The organism is Spirochaetia bacterium 38H-sp, assembly GCA_039023545.1.
Taxonomy (GTDB): Bacteria; Spirochaetota; Spirochaetia; order Winmispirales; family Winmispiraceae; genus Rarispira; species Rarispira pelagica.
In genome coordinates, this window is sequence record JBCHKQ010000001.1 from 425,052 (window position 1) to 444,223 (window position 19,172).

Consider the following 19,172-nt stretch of genomic DNA (forward strand, 5'->3'; position numbering starts at 1 on the left):
GTATCCTATATGGAATTATTATGAAAGTATATGTTGCGAACATTCTCGCTTTCAAGCCATCTCATAACCTGTTCGTTAAACTCTCTGGAAGAATGTACTCCCAGTTGTTTTAATCTTTCGTTCATTGCTGCTGTTTCTATGAGAATAGGAATATTCCTTCCCGGCTTTATGGGTATGTCCACGCAGGGTAGACGCACTCCTAGTATCTCCTTGGTCTTTTTTTGGGCTCCAAGTCTGTCGTATTGCTTATTGCTGTCCCAGATTTCCAGATTGACAACAAGTTCTATTCTCTTTTCGTCACGTATAGAACCCACACCGAAAAGGTGTGTTATGTTTATTATTCCCAATCCGCGTATTTCCATATGGTGCCCTAGCATCTTGTTGGCGCCCATTCCCATAAGATAATTCCCTCCCACACATCTTATTTCTACCGCATCGTCAGCAACTAGCCTATGTCCGCGTTCTATAAGCTCCAGTGCTGTCTCACTTTTTCCTACTCCGCTTTCTCCTGTAAGAAGTACACCTATACCAAAGACCTCTATGAGTACGCCATGTACTACCTCTCTGGCTGCAAAGATATCGTTTAAAACGCGCAATATCCTTGCTGTAAAATTGGCAGAAGGAAGGCTTGTTTGTAGTACGGCACATCCTGCTTCTTCTGCAGCATCCAAAAAATCCTTTGTGGGCATGAGATTGTGGGTGAATATGGCACAGGGAATATCAAAGGTAAAGATTTTCTTTATATTCTCTGATTTTTTTTCTTTTTCGAGTTTTTTAAGATATGCATGTTCTCCTCTGCCAAATATCTGTATCCTGTTGTAGGCAAAACTCTCAAAAAATCCACTTAGAGCCAGTCCCGGTCTGTTGACATTGGGCACTTCTATCTTTCTGGCGAGCCCCTTCCTTCCTGCTATGCATTTTAAATCCAGGTCGTTATGCTCCTTAAGTTCCAGGCTGAGGAGCTCAAGAACAGTAAACTTTTTCATATCTGTTCCGGTTTTTCCTTATGATGATTTTGTATTTTTTGTTTTTCTTTGGAGAGCTTATAATCAAGCTTGTCAAAGAGTTTTTCTATGGCTTCTATGAGATCCTTGCCATCTTCTTTTATATGAAAGAGCTCCTTCCAGTGGGTATGAACATTTACCTCTGCTGTATAAGAACTCTTTTCCTTTGTCAGTGTAATATGAAGGTCTTCTACGATCTTTTCCGCATAGTTTATCTTAGAAAGCTTCTTATCAAGAAATTCCTTGGTGGGTTCCTTGATGTCAAAATGTACGGATTTGATGTCAGTCTTCATGAATCCTCCTCAAAGATTCCCGTTCAAAGGATGAACGGATATTTAATTCTTTTCTATATTTTGCAACGGTTCTCCTTGCTATGGAGATACCGCGCTTTTTTAACAGCTCTGCAAGTTTGCTGTCAGATAGACTTTTGCCGCTCTTTTTTACTTCTTCTTCTATTATGTCCCTGATTATATGTTTTACGGATTCTTTTGAATACCTTGAACCTCCGGAGCCCGAGCCGCTTATGGAGTTGGTAAAAAAGTGCTTGAGCTCAAAGATTCCCCATTCTGTCTGAACGTACTTGTTGGTGGTTACTCTGGATATAGTTGTCTCGTGCATTTCCACGGTTTCTGCTACATCTTTCAATGTAAGAGGCGCAAGATACTGAGGACCGCGTATAAAGAAATCCCTCTGAAACTCGACAATTGCTCTTGCTACCTTAAGAAGGGTGCTGTTTCTATTATATATGCTATTTATGAAAATCTCCGCCTCTCTTACCTTTTCTTTTACAAACTTCTTTACCTCTTTGGAGTCCGAGTTCTTTATGGATGCAAAGAAGTCATTTATGCCTAAAACAGGAATTTCCTCATCGTTAATAATAATGACAAGGCTCCCGTTCTCATTTTTTACCTCTAAGTCTGGAATCACATAGTGAGGTTTGCTTGCTGAGTAAAGAATACCAGGAAAGGGATTGAGTAGCTTTATATAAGTCAGGCATTCCAAAACCTCATCCGTGCCTACTCTCAGCTTTTTTGCTATTTCTTTATACTTACCCTTTTCCAGAAGGCTCAGATATTTACCAAGGACATCCTCAAGAATCTCAGGTGCATCGCCCCTTAGTCTTGCCTGTATAATGAGAGATTCTACATAATCTTTGGTTGCACAGCCTTGTGGATCTAGCTCTTGTATAATGCCAATAAGCTTTTCTGCAATCTTTTTTTCCTGCTCTGTTTTTACCAGCTTTGAAGGCTCTTCTATATGAAAACCACGTTCATCCAAGTTGTTGATTATTAGCTCACCTATCTCTATCTCTTTCTCCGACAAGTCCTTTCTCAATCTTAGCTGCCAGATAAGATGCTCATGAAGGCTTGTCCCTGCGGCAAAGGCTCCTTCCAGAAACATTCTCCTGGAATCCTCTTCAGTATTACTCGAATGGGAAAATCCCGGATCTGAAGAATCCTCAAAATATTCGTAATTCTCCGGTTGTTCCTTTGCTGCATCCAAAGACAGCTCGCCTTTCTCTTCCTTTATTTCCAGTGCAGGATTGATTTCCACCTGCTCGTATATCATTTGCCGTAAATCGGCAAGAGGCAGATGCAGTATCTGTATACTCTGCAGAAGCTGAGGGGTGAGTGTAAGTTTTTGTGTCTGTGTGAGCAGATTTCTCTGTGACTGCAAAATATCCTCCTCTTTTATTATCCTTCGCAGGAGGGGGCTTTGTCAACGCGCATTATTGGCCTTATGTGGATTATGAAAACTGCTATACCGAACGCAGCGGGATGCTGGGCACCCCGCTGCTGCCTCCGGCGGTATAAAATAGAATAAGATTCCCTGTTGCATGTGCGCCGCAGGCAGCACAGGATGTATGTTTTTCTATTATTTGGGCTGCATCCTGTGCGTTCGGTATAAAAATCAGAATATGCTTTTTACCATAAGAAGCTGGACTCTTATGCCGCCGTTGCTAAAGCGTCCTATCTTGCTTGTGATTATGCCTTCCACCGGTTTTGGGTTGTAGTCCTCAGGAAGGATAAATGCACCTGTGAGTCCATGGTGTTTTTTTGCCAGGTGTTCTAGTATACGGTCATAAAGTTCTTTTCCCGCTGGTATGCGTTCTCCATATGGCAGATTGCTGAGAAATATGGCTTTTCTGCGGGTGGGTACAAGGTCGCTTTTTTCTGTGGAGAAGAAATTGGCGCTGTTTATCTCAGAAAAATCCTGTAGTCCTGCACGTGTCAGGTTGGCTTTTGCTGTTGCTACTGCATCTGAGTCCTTGTCCCTGCCAATAAGTTTTATTTTTGTTGCTGCAAGGCCTCTTGTTTCTATGTTTTGCTTGAGATATTCCCATGTTTTTTCCTGGTGCCATGGAAGCTTTTCAAAGAGGTTTCTGCGGTTTTTCCCCGGTGCATCCCCGGTTAGTATTATGCCGGCTTCTGCAAGTATTGTTCCTGAGCCACAAAACGGGTCAAGAAAGAACAGCCTGTCAGGAAGCTCCGGATACATGTCTTCCTCTTTTAAGAGTCTTATGATGCATGATGCTGCAAGGTGTTCCTTGATGGGAGCGCCTGTATGTTGTGTTCTGTATCCTCTGTGTGCCAAATGTTCGCCTGTTGTATCTATGTATACTTTAGCCGCATTTCTTATGCCTATGAGAAGAATACGTTGTACAATCTGAGTCCTATCTTCTGTTGCAAAGCTCAGTCTTATATCGGAGTCTTCCAAAAGAGGTTCAAAACGCTTGGAAATGGCGTCTCTCAGTGCTCTTTCTGCTTCACCCTCATGACTGACAGGGCTTTTTTCCAGTTGTGTCTGTATACGTATGGGAATAGCCGGATTTATATAAAGCTCCCATGGTATGTTTACGGCACGCCGAAATATCTGTTCCCTTGCTGTTGCATGGAAACGTCCAGCCATGAGAAACACTCTTGATGCTGTAGAGGAAAAAAGGTTTATCCTGTAGATATCTTCTATCTTTCCTTCTATTTCAAATCCGCCGTATACCTCCTGTGCCGTATACCCTAAGTTAGTAAGTTCCATATCCAGTTCTTTGAAAAAAGGCATACTGCCTCTTACGAGAATCTTATGAAGCTTTGCTTTGATGTCTCGCTTTATATGTCTTTCAAAGTTCTTTGATTCTGTATATTGGGGAAGTTTAAACATGTTTCTATGCTACATTAAAGAGCATAAAAAAAGAAGTGGCATGATGAAAAAAGCTGTTATATATACAGACAAGTTTTGCTTTTATTATATGCTTCTTGTTGCTTTTTCTGTTATGGAGTAAAATTAATATATTGAAGGAGGAAGAATGAGACGTCTTTTTGTGCTGTGTGTGTTCCTAGTTGTTTTTGTTTTTTCTGGATGCAAGGTTGAGGTTGCCCTTTCTGTAGAAAAGAACACAGCATCGGGCACTGCTATTGTAGACGTAGAGTCTTTTCTTGTCGCTTATTGGAAAGACCTTTCTGTCAATCCGGATGCTTCTGTATTTGACACCGAACGTCTTGCAGATATAGACAAGCAGTATAAGGCCCTTGATATAACAGGTATTGATATTCCTTCTGATAACAGGATTGTTCTAAAATTTGTTATCAATGATTTCTCTCTTCTTACAGAAGAAATTGCAAGGATATCCGGTAAAAAAGCTTTTAGAATAGATGGCAATAACTTTGTTGTTGATGCTGACAGGGAACTTGTTTTGTGGTTTCTATCCATGATGCTTGGCGATATTACCACTGCGGAAGGATTTCTTCCTCCATCCGATATATCAGAGGAAGAATCAGCAGAGTATTTTACCTGGGTTTTTGAAGATTATGCCGCAAGAGATGAAATACTTTCTATGCTTAAGAATACCGGTCTAAGTCTTGAGTTTTTGGGAAGTAAGAAGAGCGCATGGATACCTTTTATGCCTGTTATATCTGGAAAAAGTAAGACTTATAAAATAGGACTTGCTAGGTAGAAAGTTTTTTCCTATTTCTCCTCTTTTATTTTTTCCTGAGGGTTTTTTAAAAAGTATTCCAGGAAATGTTTTTCTATTTCTTCTGTTGTGCTGGAGTTTTTTATTTTTATAAAAAGGTTGTGCCCCCAAAATAGGTTTTTAGTGTAATATAAAAAAAAGCGTTTTATGCGTGAGAGCCAAAACTCAGGAGGCTGGTATCTCTTTATTAGTTCTATTGCTTTTATGCCTTCTCCTTCTATGTCCACTGTAAAAGGGGATTTATCTCCGCTCATTCTTTTTCTTGCTAAGGAAAAGAACCAAGGGGATTGGATCGCTTTTCTCCCTATCATGATTCCCTCTGGTTTGTATTCCTCTTTTCTGGATAACAGTGTGCTGCAGTCTGTTATATTACCGTTTGCTATAAGGGGGATGTTTATAAACCTTTTAAGTTCTTTTAGATGTTGCCACCGCGCAGGTCTGTCATGTTTTTCTTTACTTGTTTTGGGATGAATGCTTATAAAGTCAATTCCGCTGTTACATATCTTCTGCAGGAACATGGCAAAATCTGACATCTCTTTTTCTGCCGGCAATCTTAATTTGACGGAAAGTGTTTTGTTTTGTGGCATTGTATTCTTGATTATTCTCAGCATGTACAAGACTTCTTTTTCTCTTGTCAGCCATGCACTGCCTCCGCCTTTTTTTCTTATCTCCGGCGCAGAGCATCCCATATTGATATCTATTCCGGTTATATCGTATTCTAGCAGTATATCAGCTGCACGTATTATGTCTTCTGTAGTGCTCCCTGTAATCTGAGCTATTGTTTTGGAAGGTGTTGGGCCAAAATCCGTGTAATACCTTTCGAATGGGCTGTTTGCCCTGAGTCCCGATGCGCTTATCATCTCCGTAAAAAAGACAGAACAGCCTCCCCATCCATGTATTAATTCTCTTATTCCCCTGTGACTTAGCTCTGCCATAGGAGCAAGGATAAGAGGATATTCCTCCCCTGACAATATGTTCTTTTTTATTTGCATATTGTATGCCTTTCTAGTAATATGGTTATAAGGGTATATATCCGTATTATGCCTTTTTTGCTCGTATTTTTTCTATAGATGGAGTACTGTAATGTCTGTTATTTCTATTGCCATATCCATTGTCTTTCTGATTGTCGGTTTTTTTCTGGGATACGTTCTTGTAAACATAAGGCTTAAAAACTCTATAGAGCCGACACTCAAGCTTATTGACAGTGTTCATAATACTCTTACTGAGATTGCTCAGGGCAATCTGGAGGCAAAGGTTAGTTTTGCTAACTCCCATTTTCTCTCGCTTACTGCAAAGCAGTTGAAGCCTATAAATACGGGTATTTTTGAGATAGCCAGGGAGATAAACAGGGTTACGGGCGAGCCATTGAGGCGTGCTTTTTATGTAGGGAGTGATCTTTTCTTGGAAGGAGTTTTTGCAGCAGAGGACATATGTGGCAGACTTGGCGATGGAGACAGTATTCTATGTCTTGTCCAGAAGAAACATCATGTTGGAAATATGCTGAGGATTTTTGGGTTTAAGAGTCTTATGTCTCTTAAGTACTCCAAAATCAGGCTTGTTGGTCCTGTGGAGACAGGGGGTAAGGATGATGCTGCATATTCTGCAGTTCTTGCCGAGCTTAAGAAGAATTCCCATATCAAAGCGGTTTATAGTGCAGATATTTCTACTACGGAGTCTGTTTGCAGGGCAGTAAAGGACTCCGGAAGGGCTTCTTCTCTTTATGTAGTTGTCCATGAGCTAAAGGAAGGTCTCCTTCCATTTATAGAAAGCGGAGTGTTGGATGTGGCTCTTGACCAGGACCTGATTTTTCAGGGCTATAATACGGCTGTGCACCTTTTTAACCATATCGTTACAGGCTGGCTTCCATCTTCTTCTCGCATACTAACGACTGTGGATAGAGTCTCTGTGGAAAACTATAGGGATTTCTGGGAAAAGGGAAGGGGAGCAAAGATATCCAGCAATAGGCTACAACGGCGGGCAAAACCCATAAAGAAGGCTGATAAAAGGGTTAATATTCTTTTCATTGGAGATGAGAGATATGAGGTTTTTGACCAGATAAAGCAAGGACTCTTGCAGGCAGCTCAAGAACTGGGCAAGTATAACCTTAGCATAGAATGGTTTTGTCCACCGGAGCATAAAAAGAGAGGTGCCCGTATGCTTAGTGTGGACAAAATGATAGCCTACATAAAGCAAAAGCTGGCAGAAAAACAGTGGGACGGTATAGCCATAACTGTTAAAGACAGAAGGCTTTTTCCTTTTCTTAATAGCCTTATTGACAGAGGTATTCCCGTAGTCACCTATAACACGGAGCCACTAACCTTGAGGGGTCTTGTGGCTCAGCTGCACGATACTGCAAGCAGCCTGCTTGCTCTAAGTGCGGAGCTGGCTATGGGAACAAGCGAGTCAAATATAGCTGCACAGGACATACAGCAGGCAATAACAGAGGTAGCTGACGGCGCATTTACTCAGCAAAACACTGTCAAAGAGGGAGCCGAGGCGGTCTCCCATCTTATGAACTCTATTTCCAGCGTTAGAAAAGGTGTTGAAACACAGGTAGAAGCAGTAGAGGCCTCTTCGGCCCTTAGAGGAGAGCTGAGGGAGGCGGTGCGTTCTCTTGGTAAACAGATAGATACTCTTAACGATGTTAAAAACACCATATATGATGTAGTTGGCAGGATGGAACAGCTGGGGAATTATTCTGTTACAATAGGGGAAGTTGTTTCATCAATAGAAAATGTTGCTGTAAGAACCAATCTTCTTGCTCTCAATGCGGCAATAGAAGCGGCTCATGCCGGCGAGGCTGGAAAAGGCTTTGCAGTTGTTGCAGATGAGATAAGAAAACTTGCACAGCAGTCGGGGCAGGAAAGTTCCAGAATAACTGAGATGGTAGGCCAGATACAGGAACAGATACAGCTTACCTCCGGAGGCATGGAAAATTTGTCCAGAGAAATACAGGAACAGATGTCAGCATTGTCGGCGCTTATGGAGAGCTTTCAGACTGTCATAGGCAGATTTTTGGATTCTGTAGAGCAATTGTCTACTGTTATAGAAGAGAACAAAAAACAAACAGAGCTCATGGATAATGATGCAAAGCAGGTTTCTGTAATGATAGATGAGGTTGTTGCGATAAGCGAGCAAAATAGGGCTTCTACAGAACAGGTCTCTGCTGCTGTTCAAGAGATGTATGCTCAGGTTCAGAGTGTTATGAAGACAGCTCAGATATTATCTGAGACTGCTCAGATGTTGCAGGGAGCGCTTGTGCAGTTTTCTCCTGTTGATAAAGAAAGGTAGGCATCGTATGAGTATAAGGGTCAAGGTCCTACTGGTTGTTCTCCCTATACTGGTCCTTTCTCTTTTTGTAACAGGTATGTCTTCTTATTTTCTTGCTACATCTGGGATAACAAGAATAGCACGCTCTTTTTTGAGTTTTAAGACGGATGAACTTGAAAAATACATGCAAAGTCAGTGGAAAACCCTTGTGGACAGTGGCCTCTCCGAACGAGAAGATATGAGGGCTGCAACCAAGGCGGGGATAGCATCATTTGCTGCCAGCATCATAAGAAGCAGTACGGAGAATATCCTGGCAGTAAAGGATGACGGAACTCTGGAGTTTTCTACCTCTCCAATAGACATATCAGCTGATTGGGATAATATAAAAAGGTCTTTTGATTCGGAGAGTCTTACCATACTGTTTAAGACTCTGGTTATAGATGAAAAAGAAAGAGTCCTAAGAGGTTTTTATTTTTCTCCTTTTGAGTGGTATGTGCTTGTTACTGAGGAGAAGAATACTTTTTACAGTGATGTTGATAAAATAACCATGCAAACAACATATATATTGGTAGCAAGCATTATAATTGCTTCTCTTCTTATTCTGTTTTTTGTAGGTTATCTTCTTAGACCTCTTGCAAGTGTTGTAAATACTATGCAGGGCATAATTTCCTCTACTGATTTATCCTCACGTGTACCTGTGGAATACCATGACGAAATAGGAGAAATGTCTCACACCTTTAATATCATGGTTGAGGGTCTGGAGAAGGCATACAACAGCATAAAAAACTATGCACTGGAAGCAGTGATTGCAAGAAAGAATGAGATGAAGGTCAGAAACATATTCCAAAAATACGTACCTCAGGATCTTATAGACCAGTTTTTTGAGCATCCCGAGTCACTGCTTGTTGGTGATAACCGTGTTCTTGCGATTCTTTTTTCTGATATTAGAAGCTTTACCACCATATCAGAAGGTATGATGCCCGATGAGCTTGTTAATTCTCTCAATAAATACTTTGAGAAAATGGTGGATATCATAACCTCTAGAAATGGGATAGTAGATAAGTATATAGGTGATGCGATTATGGCTTTTTACGGGGCTCCCGTAAAGAGACCGGATGATGCTTACAATGCAGTTATGTCCGGGCTTGAGATGTTGGAAGGGGTGAGAGAGTTTAACAAGCATCAGATTGCAGAAGGTAAGCCGGAGTTTAGGATAGGTGTGGGTATCAATTATGGACTTGTTACGGTGGGGAATATAGGCTGTGAGAAAAAGATAGATTATACTGTCATAGGTGACATGGTTAACCTTGCATCCAGACTTGAGGGGCTTACCAAGCAATACCGTCAGGAGCTAATCATATCAGAGAGTCTGCACATGAAGGTAAAAGATCAACTGCCATGCCGTCTTCTCGATACCGTAGCGGTTAAGGGAAAAAAACGCGGGGTGCGTATATTTACAGTAAAGAAAGAGCTAAATCCCAAAGAAAAAGAGATATGGGACATGCACAACGAAGCCATGGAGCTCTATTATGCACGACGCTTTGATGAGGCCAGTGTGCTTTTTAATCGGGTGCTTGAGCTGTCTCCCGATGATTTCCCAGCTCAGGAGCTTTCTCATCGTTGCAGGCTCTTTGTTGTGGAGCCTCCTCCTGAGGACTGGGATGGAGTCCAAAAGATGCTTAGCAAATAAAATCTCTTGTTCTATTCTTTATACCGAACGCAGGGGATGCTGAGGCGTCCCCTGCTGCCTACGGCAGAAAAAACAAGCGGCAAAATGGCCGCCCACATTATGCGCTGCAGGCAGGTTTATCCGCGTTTTCTGCATGGATATTTGTGCTTGCGGATAAACCGTTCGGTATTTGTTAGAAAAATATTTATTTATATTTTAAATCAATGGTTTTTAAGCGGTTCTCTTTTGTTTTTTTATGTGTTAAAAATATGAAAAACGTATTTAGGACTTCTTTAGTTATAAAATATTTTTTTTCGGAGGGATTGTGAAAAGTAAAAAGAAAAATAGCAAGGTAATTGCAACTATTTCTGATATGCGTTGCGATTATGAGTTTATTTCCACCTTGATAGAGGAGGGTGTGGATGCCTTCCGGCTTAATACAGCTCATCAGACGCCGGAGACTTCTCTTAAGGTTGTCAATGCAATACGTGAGGTTTCTGACAGGGTGGCTATAATACTGGATACAAAAGGGCCGGAGGTTAGAACAGTCTTGTCAGAGCCACTTGAGGTCAGTCCGGGAATGATAGTGGCTATAGGCGATTGTGATACTCTGCCATGTATAGGGACAAGTTATGAGGGTTTTGTCTCCGAGGTGCCGGCGGGAGCAGTTGTGCTTGTGGATGATGGTGATATAGGGCTTAAGGTTAAAGAAAAGCGTGAGAATGCTCTTATCTGTGAGGTCGAGAATGCAGGTGTGATAAAAAATAAAAAGAGTGTAAATGTTCCCAATGTCCATATAGGACTGCCTGCTCTTACAGACAAGGATCGAGAGTATATAAGGTTTGCAGTTGAGCATGAGATAGATTATATTGCGCATTCTTTTGTTAGGAACACCGAGGATGTTGAGGAGCTAAAAAGCAGCATAAGAGATGCTGGAGGATCTCCAGATGATATTGGCATTATAGCCAAGATAGAGAATCGAGAAGGTGTGGATAATGCCGAAGAGATTATCAAGGTTGTAGATGGTATTATGGTTGCAAGGGGCGACCTGGGTATAGAAATCCCTGCAGAAGAAGTTCCTGCCATACAGAAGAGGCTTATAAAAATATGCATGGAGCATGCAAAACCGGTTATAACGGCCACACAGCTTCTTCACAGCATGATAGAGTCGCCTAGGCCAACCCGTGCAGAGGTTACTGATATTGCTTCTGCTGTTCTGGATGGTACGGATGTACTCATGCTGAGCGGCGAAACAGCATATGGTAAGTATCCGGTGGAAGCTGTTTCTACTATGACAAAGATTGCGGCAAAGGCAGAGAAAACAAGGCCTGAGCTTGCTGAGCATGAGATTGTCGGCTTTACCAATCCGGTAAGACACTTTCTTGCTCAGACAGCAATGAAGGCAAGCTTCAGACTTCCTATATCCGCCATAATCGTGCATACGCATACCGGAAGAACAGCCAGGATCGTTTCTTCTTTCCGGGGACAGACACCTGTATATGTGTTTTGTCATGATAGAAAAGTGGCAAGAAAGCTCTCTTTATCTTATGGAATATACCCGGAAGTCGTAGATATCCCGGTAAGCACCGATGAGCTTGTTATGGACAGTGTTTCCCTGCTTCTGGAAAAGAATCTCATAAATTCTGATGATCTTATACTTGTGTTGGCAGGTTCTCCTCCTCTCAACAGTAATAGTTCCAACTTTATTGAAATTAATACTGCTTCTGTTTATCTGGAGTATAAGAGGGGTTGTTAGAATTTTGGATTAGAAACTTATAAAAAAGCAATCCTTAGAAAGGATTGCTTTTTTTATGCTTTCTTCTTGACCTATTTTTCCCAATGGTAGATAAAAGAATTATGGTAAGTCAGAAAGAAATAAAAAGGAGTATGCGCTACTCGCTTTTAAGCGGAGTGGCCTTTGTTTTCTGGTTTCAGGTTGCTTCTCCACAATCACTGTTTAACGTTTTTGTCAAAAACTATCTTGATGCTGGTGCAAGCGGTTTAGGACTTCTCATAGGTCTCATATCCGTTATGGGAATTTTTCAGATTTTTGCTGTTCCTCTTTTTAATATGCTGAGGACCCCAAAATGGGTCTGGATTATAGGGCATGTTCTACACAGATTAAATGCCTTCTTTCTTGCTGCTGTTGCTTTTTGGGTTTCTTCTGGAGGGGATAAGACAGTAGGTTTTAATATTATTCTTGTGGTTATGGCTGTAAGTTGGGTGCTTACCAATCTTACAGGGAGTGGCTGGTGGGCATGGATGGCTGAGCTTTTTCCGGAGAATATACGGGCTGAGTTTTTTGGTAAGCGCTCTGCTTTGTCAAATATATTCAATATGCTCTGGTATTTTGCTGTTAGTGTTTCTCTTGATCTGGTCTCTTCCAATTCTGTTTATATCTTCTGGGGGATTGTTTTTGTCATAGGTGGTATTGGCGGACTTGTCGATATCTTGTTGCATATTCCTATGCCTGCCTGCGAGAAAGAGCCTGTAAGTGATGGTTTTTCCTTTAAGGGGCTTTCTGAGCCTTTGCGTGATTCGAGGTATGTTTCTTATCTTTTTGTGATAGGTGCTATTTTGTTTGCAGTTAACATTGCCATGCCTTTTCTGTCGCCTTATATCGTGTCTTCCGACGGAATAGGTGCTCCCAATTTCTGGCTCGGAGTGCAGTTTGTTCTTATGCAGATTACTTGGGTTATCTCTTCTCCTCTTTGGGGTACTGTCATGGACCGTTTTGGCCGTAAGCCTGTTGTTGTCATGGGTGTTTTTGCCAGGCTTGTCTGGGTGGGGTATCTTATAATGAATCCCTCCAATTATATGCTTGTGATTCCTATTGTTTCCCTGCTTACCGGGGTCTTTGGTCCTGCTTTGTGGGATGGTATGCAGCAGTTTATGTTGAGTCTTGCTCCCGAGAAGAGCCGGGTGTCTTATGTATCATGGTTTTGGCTTGTTTGGGGGTTTGCTTCTGCGATTGGTTCTGTTTCCGGAGGCTGGATAAGCGATTTTGTGGACAAAAATGGATTTGTGATAAGAGGTGGTGGATTCAATGGTTTTCAGGTAGTTTTGTTTCTGTCTTTGCTTGTGTGTGCTGTTGCCCTTATGGTTCTTATGAATATAGAGGAGGGTAGGGCAAAGCCGGTGCGATATGTTCTTGCCCGTCTTGCCAACCCTGGTGTAGTAAGAACTTATGTAAATATGGGTATCATACGTAGCTCTTCTTCTTCTGACAGAGTTCTCTCTGCTTTGCGTTCTGTCACCAGTGAGAGAGACAGTCTTCTTCTTGATGATGTCAAAGAAAGGCTCAGTGATCCGGATGAATCTGTCAGGGCGGAGGCTGCTATGGCGTTGGGGAGACTCAAGGCTTATTCTGCTGTGGATACGCTTGTTGCGGAGCTGCTTGATGAGGATTCTCCCATCAGACTTGAGGCTGCGAGAGCTTTGGGGGCAATAGGGGATGCACGGGCTGTCCCTGCGCTTATCAAGGGATTGTATTCTGACAGGGTAGATGTGCAGCGCGCGTGTTTATCTGCTCTTGCTGATATAGGTGGGGATGAAGCTGCAAATACTCTTATGGAACTTATACGAAATGAAGAAATTTCTGAGTCAGTAAAGGCTTCTGGGGTAAGTGCTGCTTCCAAGCTTGGTGTATTTGAGGCTGCTTGGGAGATTGTTCCTATGCTTTTTAGAACGGATAATTCTGTTCTAAGGGTGCAGCTTGCAATTTCACTGGCCAATTTGCTTGGAAAGCCTGGTGAGTTCTATACGCTTGTTACGGGAAACAGACAGGAAGAAATGAGAGAGAGTTTTTTTGCTTCTTTTATTTCTTCTTGCTCGGATGGGCTTGATAGGTTGGGTATATCGGCTAAAAAGAGAGAGCATCTTACAGGGCTTCTATCCATGGCTGTCCAGACTTTTGAATGCCATGATTATGAGAAAACAGCGGTGCTTATGTATGATTTTGGCAGGGACTTTATAAGCGAGCTAGGGAGATTAAGAGGTATAAGTGCGATGGGTTTGGATAAGCTTTCTTGTAAGATTGATGATAGGCTTTCTGCTTGGTGGTGGCTTATTGAGCTTTGCAGGGAGAATACTTATCGCCCAGAACTGCTGCGTCTTGCTTTGCTTGTTGCTTTTTATTCTATACATGCAATGGAGCTTTGATAAAAAGCAGGCTCGCGATAGCGGGCCTGCGTTCGGTATAATTTTATATGGACTTGTTTGATAATTTTTGATATTTTTAGTAAACTATTGTGAGGTTTTATATGGCAAGAAAAACACTTTTTAACAAGGTTTGGGATTCTCATGTCGTAGGTGATTTGCCTACGGGGCAGAAACAGCTTTTTATCGGTCTGCATCTTTTACATGAGGTTACAAGCCCTCAGGCTTTTGCTGCTCTCAGAGAAAAGAGGCTTTCTGTAGCTTTTCCTGATAGGACGTTTGCGACGGTGGATCATATTGTTCCTACGGATGACCAGAGAAGGCCCTTTTCCGATCCTCTTGCGGAGAAGATGATGCAGGAGCTTGAGAAGAATGTAAGGGATTTTGGTATCAGATTTTTTTCTCTTGAGTCAGGCAAGCAGGGAATTGTCCATGTTGTTGGGCCGGAGTTGGGGCTTACTCAGCCGGGTATGACTATTGCTTGTGGAGATTCTCATACATCAACTCATGGAGCTTTTGGTTCTCTTGGCTTTGGTATTGGTACCAGTCAGATACGGGATGTTCTTGCCACAGGTACACTTGCTATGGACCCTCTTGGGGTAAGGCGGATAGAGGTTAATGGTGCTCTAGGGACTTTTGTTACTCCCAAAGATGTGATTCTGTTTATAATCAACAGGCTTGGTGTAAAAGGCGGGCTTGGTTTTGCTTACGAGTATGCAGGAGATGTCTTTGAAGATATGGATATGGAAGGCAGGATGACTGTTTGCAATATGTCCATAGAGGGTGGTGCGCGTGTAGGATATGTTAATCCGGATGAGAAGACGTTTGACTATATCAAAGGCAGAGAGTTTGCTCCAAAAGAAGATGCCTGGGATAGGGCTGTTGATTATTGGAAGAGCGTGGCTTCAGATTCTGATGCGGAATATGATGATATAGTGCGTTTTTCTGGAGAAGATATAGAGCCTATGGTTACATGGGGAGTTACTCCTGGCCAAAGTGTGGGAGTCGATGGATGTATTCCTGAGCCAGCATCTCTAGAGGAAGAGGAAAGAGATCTTGCAGAGCTTGCTTTGCGCCATATGGGCTTTAAACCTGGACAGAAGATAGCAGGTACTCCCATAGATGTCGCTTTTATAGGGAGCTGTACCAATGGTAGGCTTTCTGATCTTAGGGCAGCTGCATCTGTTTTAAAAGGCAGAAAGGTTGCAAAAGGGATAAAAGCCTTTGTCGTGCCTGGTTCTATGGAAGTAAAAAGACAGGCTGAGGCAGAAGGGCTTCATGAAATTTTTATTGATGCAGGTTTTGAGTGGCGTGGAGCAGGCTGTTCTATCTGTCTTGCCATGAATACGGACAGATTAAAAGGTAATCAGATTTCCGCAAGCTCCAGCAACAGAAACTTCATAGGCCGTCAGGGAAGCCCCACGGGAAGGACTTTGCTTATGTCGCCTCAGATGGTAGCTGCGGCAGCAGTTGCCGGTGAAGTTATGGATGTAAGAAAGCTAGGTTAAGGAGATATTATGCTTAAAGAGATACATAAAATACAAGCAAAGCCAGTTGCTGTCAGGGGAAACGATATAGATACGGACAGAATAATTCCCGCCCGCTATCTCAAGGAAACCAGCTTTGAGCGTATGGGAGAATACGCCTTCTATGACGAGCGTTTTTCCCAAGACGGCAAAGAACTTGACCATCCCTTTAACCGTTATAAGGGAGCTGGTATACTTATAGCCAACCAGAACTTTGGCTGTGGCTCAAGCCGCGAGCATGCACCACAAGCCCTCATGCGCTGGGGAGTTATGGCAATAATAGCGGAATCGTATGCAGAAATATTTGCAGGGAACTGCACTATGATTGGTGTCCCTCCACTTACAGCGGATAAGAAAACAATAGAAGAGCTACAAAACCTTGCAGAAAGCGCTCCATCGCAAGAGTGGGAAATAGACCTGGACAGTCTCAACCTGTCTGTAGCTGGTAAAACTTACAAGCTGAGTATGCCGGAAGGACGCAGAGAAGCCTTTATAAAAGGGTATTGGGACTCCACATCGCTTTTACTTTCTAACCTGGAAAAAACAAAGAAAGTGGCAGAAGCTCTTCCCTATGTAAAGGGGTTCTAAAATGTATAGAAAAACATACAAGATATTTTTATAATATACCGAACGCCGCCACTGCCGTGCAGTGTCGGCTTTTTGTTTTTATGGAGAGCAGATATACCTATTATATCAGCAAAACGCTTTTGCGTATAAAATATTATTTAGGGAGTTCTTATGAGTTTTGACAGAGTTTTTGACTACCCAGAAGTATTAAAAAAACCCGCAATGGCAGCAATGCAGCATGCCATGAAGCTAAAAGCAAACGAAAAAGTATTAATCATAACCAATCCGGTAAGGGACGTTGCTCTAATTTCCTCTGCCCTATATGATGCTGCGGTAGAACTTGGAGCAATACCCACGATAGTAATACAGCCGGTTAAAACACTAGTGGATTTTGCAGAGCCTGCAGTCATAGCGGCTCTGGAGACAGAACCCGATGTGGTATGCTCCATATCGGCAGAAAAACTTGGCAAGGACAAAAAACGCCTCACAAATCCGGAAGAATATAATGGGCAAAAGTACTATCACATACATGATTTTCTGAGAGAAGGCAAAAAGACAGTAAGGAGCTTCTGGTCTCCTTCTATAACAATAGACACCTTTGTGAGAACCGTAGCTATAGACTATATTGAGTTGCAAAAAGACTGCAGCAAAGTTGCTGAAGCAATAAAAAACGGAGAAAAAATAAGAGTTACAGCTCCAGGAGGAACCGATATTGAGTTTTCTATAGCAGGAAGAAAGCCATTTGTAGATGACGGGAACTTTTCCGAAAAAGGAGAAGGCGGCAATTTACCTGCTGGAGAAGTCTTTATATCACCTGCTCTGGAGTCTGCAGAAGGCACAATCTTCTTTGATGGCAGTATTTCTCTTGTAGAAGGTGTAGCCGTACCCAGAACACCAGTCAAAGTAGAAATAAAGAATGGCTATGTTAGCAGCATAACAGGCGATGACACTGCGGCAGAACAGCTTGAGGCCTCATTAAAAAGCGGAGAACAAACGGCTCTAGAAAGAATAGAAAACGGCAGTTTTGATAAAAAAACAGGAGAACGTTTTGCAAAAAATGCAAGACACTTGGGAGAGTTTGGCATAGGCTTAAATAGAGCAGCAGACATAGTTGGCAACATGCTGGAGGACGAAAAAGTTTACGGCACATGCCATTTTGCAATTGGCAGCAATTATGACAACGATGCGGAAGCCCTAATACATCTTGATGCCCTTGTAAAATCTCCTACAATAGAAGTGATAAAAGAAGGAAAAAGTATAACCATTATGAAAGACGGAGAACTTATCCTGTAAAAAATATGCGGCAGGCAAATTAAGCCTGTCGTTTTTTTCTTATAAATTCTACAAGCTCCACGCTTGTTTTATTAGCCTTTTTTATAATAAACTTTCCCAGCTCTGTTTCTATCTCCTGATTTTCATAAGGTATGCTTCCTGACTTTTCTGTAAGATATCCTGCAACCGTGGATGAGTCCGTTGACACCTCTACCTCAAAAAAGTCCTGGAAATCATGTATTGCTGTATTTCCGTTTATCCTGTAGCTGTTATTTCCGGTTTTTATAATATCTGATTCTTCTTTTTTTTCATTTTCATCATACAAGTCTCCCACTATCTCTTCCAGAATATCTTCCATTGTTATTATCCCTGCCACACCGCCATATTCATCCAGAACAATTGCCATCTTTGTTTGAGCCTGACTTAACTTGCCAAATGCAACATGCAGTTTTGTTGTTTCCGGAAGGAAAACAGCAGGCCCTGCTATATCGGAAAGCCGGGTGTTTTTTTTTGAATCTATATATGCAAGAAAGAGATCTTTTATATGCAGTATAAGAGAGATATCTTCCGTATCTTTTTTATATAAAGGAATACGTGAGAAAGGCACTGTTCTTACAATCTCAACGGCTTCTTCCACGATCATATCTGCTGGTAGTGAGAAAATCTTTTTTCTATGGGTCATAACGCTATGCAGATTCACCTGGTTAAAGCGTATTATTCTGCTCATCATACGGGTCTTGTACTCTTCAAGGACCCCAGTACTTTTTGCAAGAGTAAGAGCACTAAGAATTTTCTCTTGGTCGAGATCCGGCTTTTGTCTATACGGAATAAAAACAGAGGTAACAATAGAAATAAACTTGCTTATAGGCAAAAACAAAACAGAAAAAAGAGTAATTATTCTTGCGCTGTGAGTTGCTATAAATAGGCTATGACTTATTGCAAGCCTTTTGGGGATGATTTCTGAGAAGATGAGAACAACAAGTGTGAGGATTCCGGTGGCAATACCAATATAGTTATCTCCGGCAATTCTAATAGCTACAGTTGTTGTAAGTGCAGAAGCACTAAGATTTGCTATATTATTTCCTATCAGGACTGTACTCAGAAATATATCTGGATTTTTAAAAAGTTTTTCTATTAATTTTGCTTTTTTAGGCTTTTTTTTCCTGAGGCTCTCTATATCAACCTCTGATATAGAAGTAAAAGCCGTTTCTGTTCCAGAGAAAAAAGCGGATAATAGCAGCAGAGATGCAAGAAATACAAAATCAAGCATCTCTTACACCCCGCTTATATGATAAGTAAGGATCCTCTTCCATAAGACACTTAGAATCTAACAAAGAGCAATTATATTTTCAATATCCTTATTCTACCTTGAGAACATCCTTAATAGCCTGTTCTATTGCTTCTTTTGGAAGTGCTCCAACTGCCATTTGAGGCTGCTCGTCCTTGGGGATAAAAAGCAAGGATGGAATGCTCTGAATACCAAAGGCAAATGAAAGCTCCTGTTCCTCATCCGTATTAACCTTATAAATCTTTAGCTTGCCCGCGTATTCCTCTGAGATCTCTTCCAAGACTGGAGAAACCATCTTACAAGGACCGCACCAATCAGCATAAAAATCTATAATTGCAGGCATATCCCCTCTGTAATTCCATTCTTTTTCGTTTTGGTAATCAAAGATCTTTTCTTTGAACTCCTGGGTTGTGATTTTTTCTGTCATAATAACCTCTTAAATTGTTTTTAT

Annotated in this window: 15 protein-coding genes; 8 read left to right on the top strand and 7 right to left on the bottom strand. The window is 41.7% G+C overall.

Translation table 11 applies throughout. From position 1 onward, the window contains the following. Positions 1–5: 5 nt before the first annotated feature. The 4 genes from hprK to WKV44_01855 all read right to left on the bottom strand — a co-directional run bounded on the left by hprK (position 6) and on the right by WKV44_01855 (position 4,160). Complete coding sequence (hprK, locus tag WKV44_01840; GenBank protein MEM5947276.1) at positions 6–986, bottom strand: HPr(Ser) kinase/phosphatase; 981 nt, start codon at positions 984–986, stop codon at positions 6–8. Then, positions 983–1,297, bottom strand: coding sequence for a ribosome-associated translation inhibitor RaiA (gene raiA / locus WKV44_01845; GenBank protein ID MEM5947277.1), 315 nt, complete (start codon positions 1,295–1,297; stop codon positions 983–985). Before raiA ends, hprK begins: the two co-directional genes overlap by 4 nt. Continuing rightward, positions 1,287–2,681 (bottom strand): RNA polymerase factor sigma-54, encoded by a 1,395-nt coding sequence (gene rpoN, locus WKV44_01850; GenBank protein MEM5947278.1) that lies wholly within the window; start codon positions 2,679–2,681, stop codon positions 1,287–1,289. Before rpoN ends, raiA begins: the two co-directional genes overlap by 11 nt. A 234-nt stretch (positions 2,682–2,915) precedes the next feature. Continuing rightward, entirely contained in the window at positions 2,916–4,160 is a 1,245-nt protein-coding gene (locus WKV44_01855) for a hypothetical protein (GenBank protein MEM5947279.1), read from the bottom strand. 145 nt (positions 4,161–4,305) lie between these two features. Here WKV44_01855 and WKV44_01860 point away from each other — a divergent pair, with 145 nt between their 5' ends. Beyond that, the gene (locus WKV44_01860) at positions 4,306–4,953 is read left to right on the top strand and encodes a hypothetical protein (protein ID MEM5947280.1); all 648 of its coding nucleotides are present in this window, start codon (positions 4,306–4,308) and stop codon (positions 4,951–4,953) included. A gap of 11 nt (positions 4,954–4,964) precedes the next feature. Here the strand turns inward: WKV44_01860 and WKV44_01865 are convergent, their stop codons facing one another. Next, on the bottom strand, positions 4,965–5,963 hold the full coding sequence (locus WKV44_01865) for a tRNA-dihydrouridine synthase family protein (protein ID MEM5947281.1): 999 nt from the start codon (positions 5,961–5,963) through the stop codon (positions 4,965–4,967). A 91-nt stretch (positions 5,964–6,054) separates the two neighbouring features. On the opposite strand from WKV44_01865, the gene WKV44_01870 reads away from it, so the two are divergent. From WKV44_01870 to WKV44_01900, 7 genes are all read left to right on the top strand, one after another. Continuing rightward, positions 6,055–8,262 carry a methyl-accepting chemotaxis protein gene (locus WKV44_01870; protein ID MEM5947282.1) on the top strand — a complete coding sequence of 736 codons (2,208 nt, stop codon included), beginning with the start codon at positions 6,055–6,057 and terminating at the stop codon, positions 8,260–8,262. Positions 8,263–8,269: 7 nt separating this feature from the next. Next, a complete protein-coding gene (locus WKV44_01875; protein ID MEM5947283.1) occupies positions 8,270–9,931 on the top strand; it encodes an adenylate/guanylate cyclase domain-containing protein in 1,662 nt (553 codons plus the stop codon). A 304-nt stretch (positions 9,932–10,235) separates the two neighbouring features. After that, positions 10,236–11,666: a pyruvate kinase gene (gene pyk, locus WKV44_01880; GenBank protein MEM5947284.1), complete on the top strand. Its 1,431-nt coding sequence runs from the start codon at positions 10,236–10,238 to the stop codon at positions 11,664–11,666. Between the two features lie 83 nt (positions 11,667–11,749). Further along, positions 11,750–14,071, top strand: a complete 2,322-nt coding sequence (locus tag WKV44_01885; GenBank protein MEM5947285.1) for an MFS transporter — start codon at positions 11,750–11,752, stop codon at positions 14,069–14,071. A 101-nt stretch (positions 14,072–14,172) separates the two neighbouring features. After that, positions 14,173–15,576, top strand: coding sequence for a 3-isopropylmalate dehydratase large subunit (leuC, locus tag WKV44_01890; protein ID MEM5947286.1), 1,404 nt, complete (start codon positions 14,173–14,175; stop codon positions 15,574–15,576). Positions 15,577–15,585: 9 nt separating this feature from the next. Further along, positions 15,586–16,182, top strand: a complete 597-nt coding sequence (leuD, locus tag WKV44_01895) for a 3-isopropylmalate dehydratase small subunit (protein MEM5947287.1) — start codon at positions 15,586–15,588, stop codon at positions 16,180–16,182. A 150-nt stretch (positions 16,183–16,332) separates the two neighbouring features. Continuing rightward, positions 16,333–17,454 (top strand): peptidase M17, encoded by a 1,122-nt coding sequence (locus WKV44_01900; GenBank protein MEM5947288.1) that lies wholly within the window; start codon positions 16,333–16,335, stop codon positions 17,452–17,454. A 19-nt stretch (positions 17,455–17,473) separates the two neighbouring features. On the opposite strand, the gene WKV44_01905 is transcribed toward WKV44_01900, so the two are convergent. Both WKV44_01905 and trxA read right to left on the bottom strand, forming a co-directional pair. After that, on the bottom strand, positions 17,474–18,703 hold the full coding sequence (locus WKV44_01905; GenBank protein MEM5947289.1) for a hemolysin family protein: 1,230 nt from the start codon (positions 18,701–18,703) through the stop codon (positions 17,474–17,476). Between the two features lie 88 nt (positions 18,704–18,791). Continuing rightward, positions 18,792–19,148, bottom strand: a complete 357-nt coding sequence (gene trxA / locus WKV44_01910) for a thioredoxin (GenBank protein ID MEM5947290.1) — start codon at positions 19,146–19,148, stop codon at positions 18,792–18,794. Between the last annotated feature and the right edge of the window lie 24 nt (positions 19,149–19,172).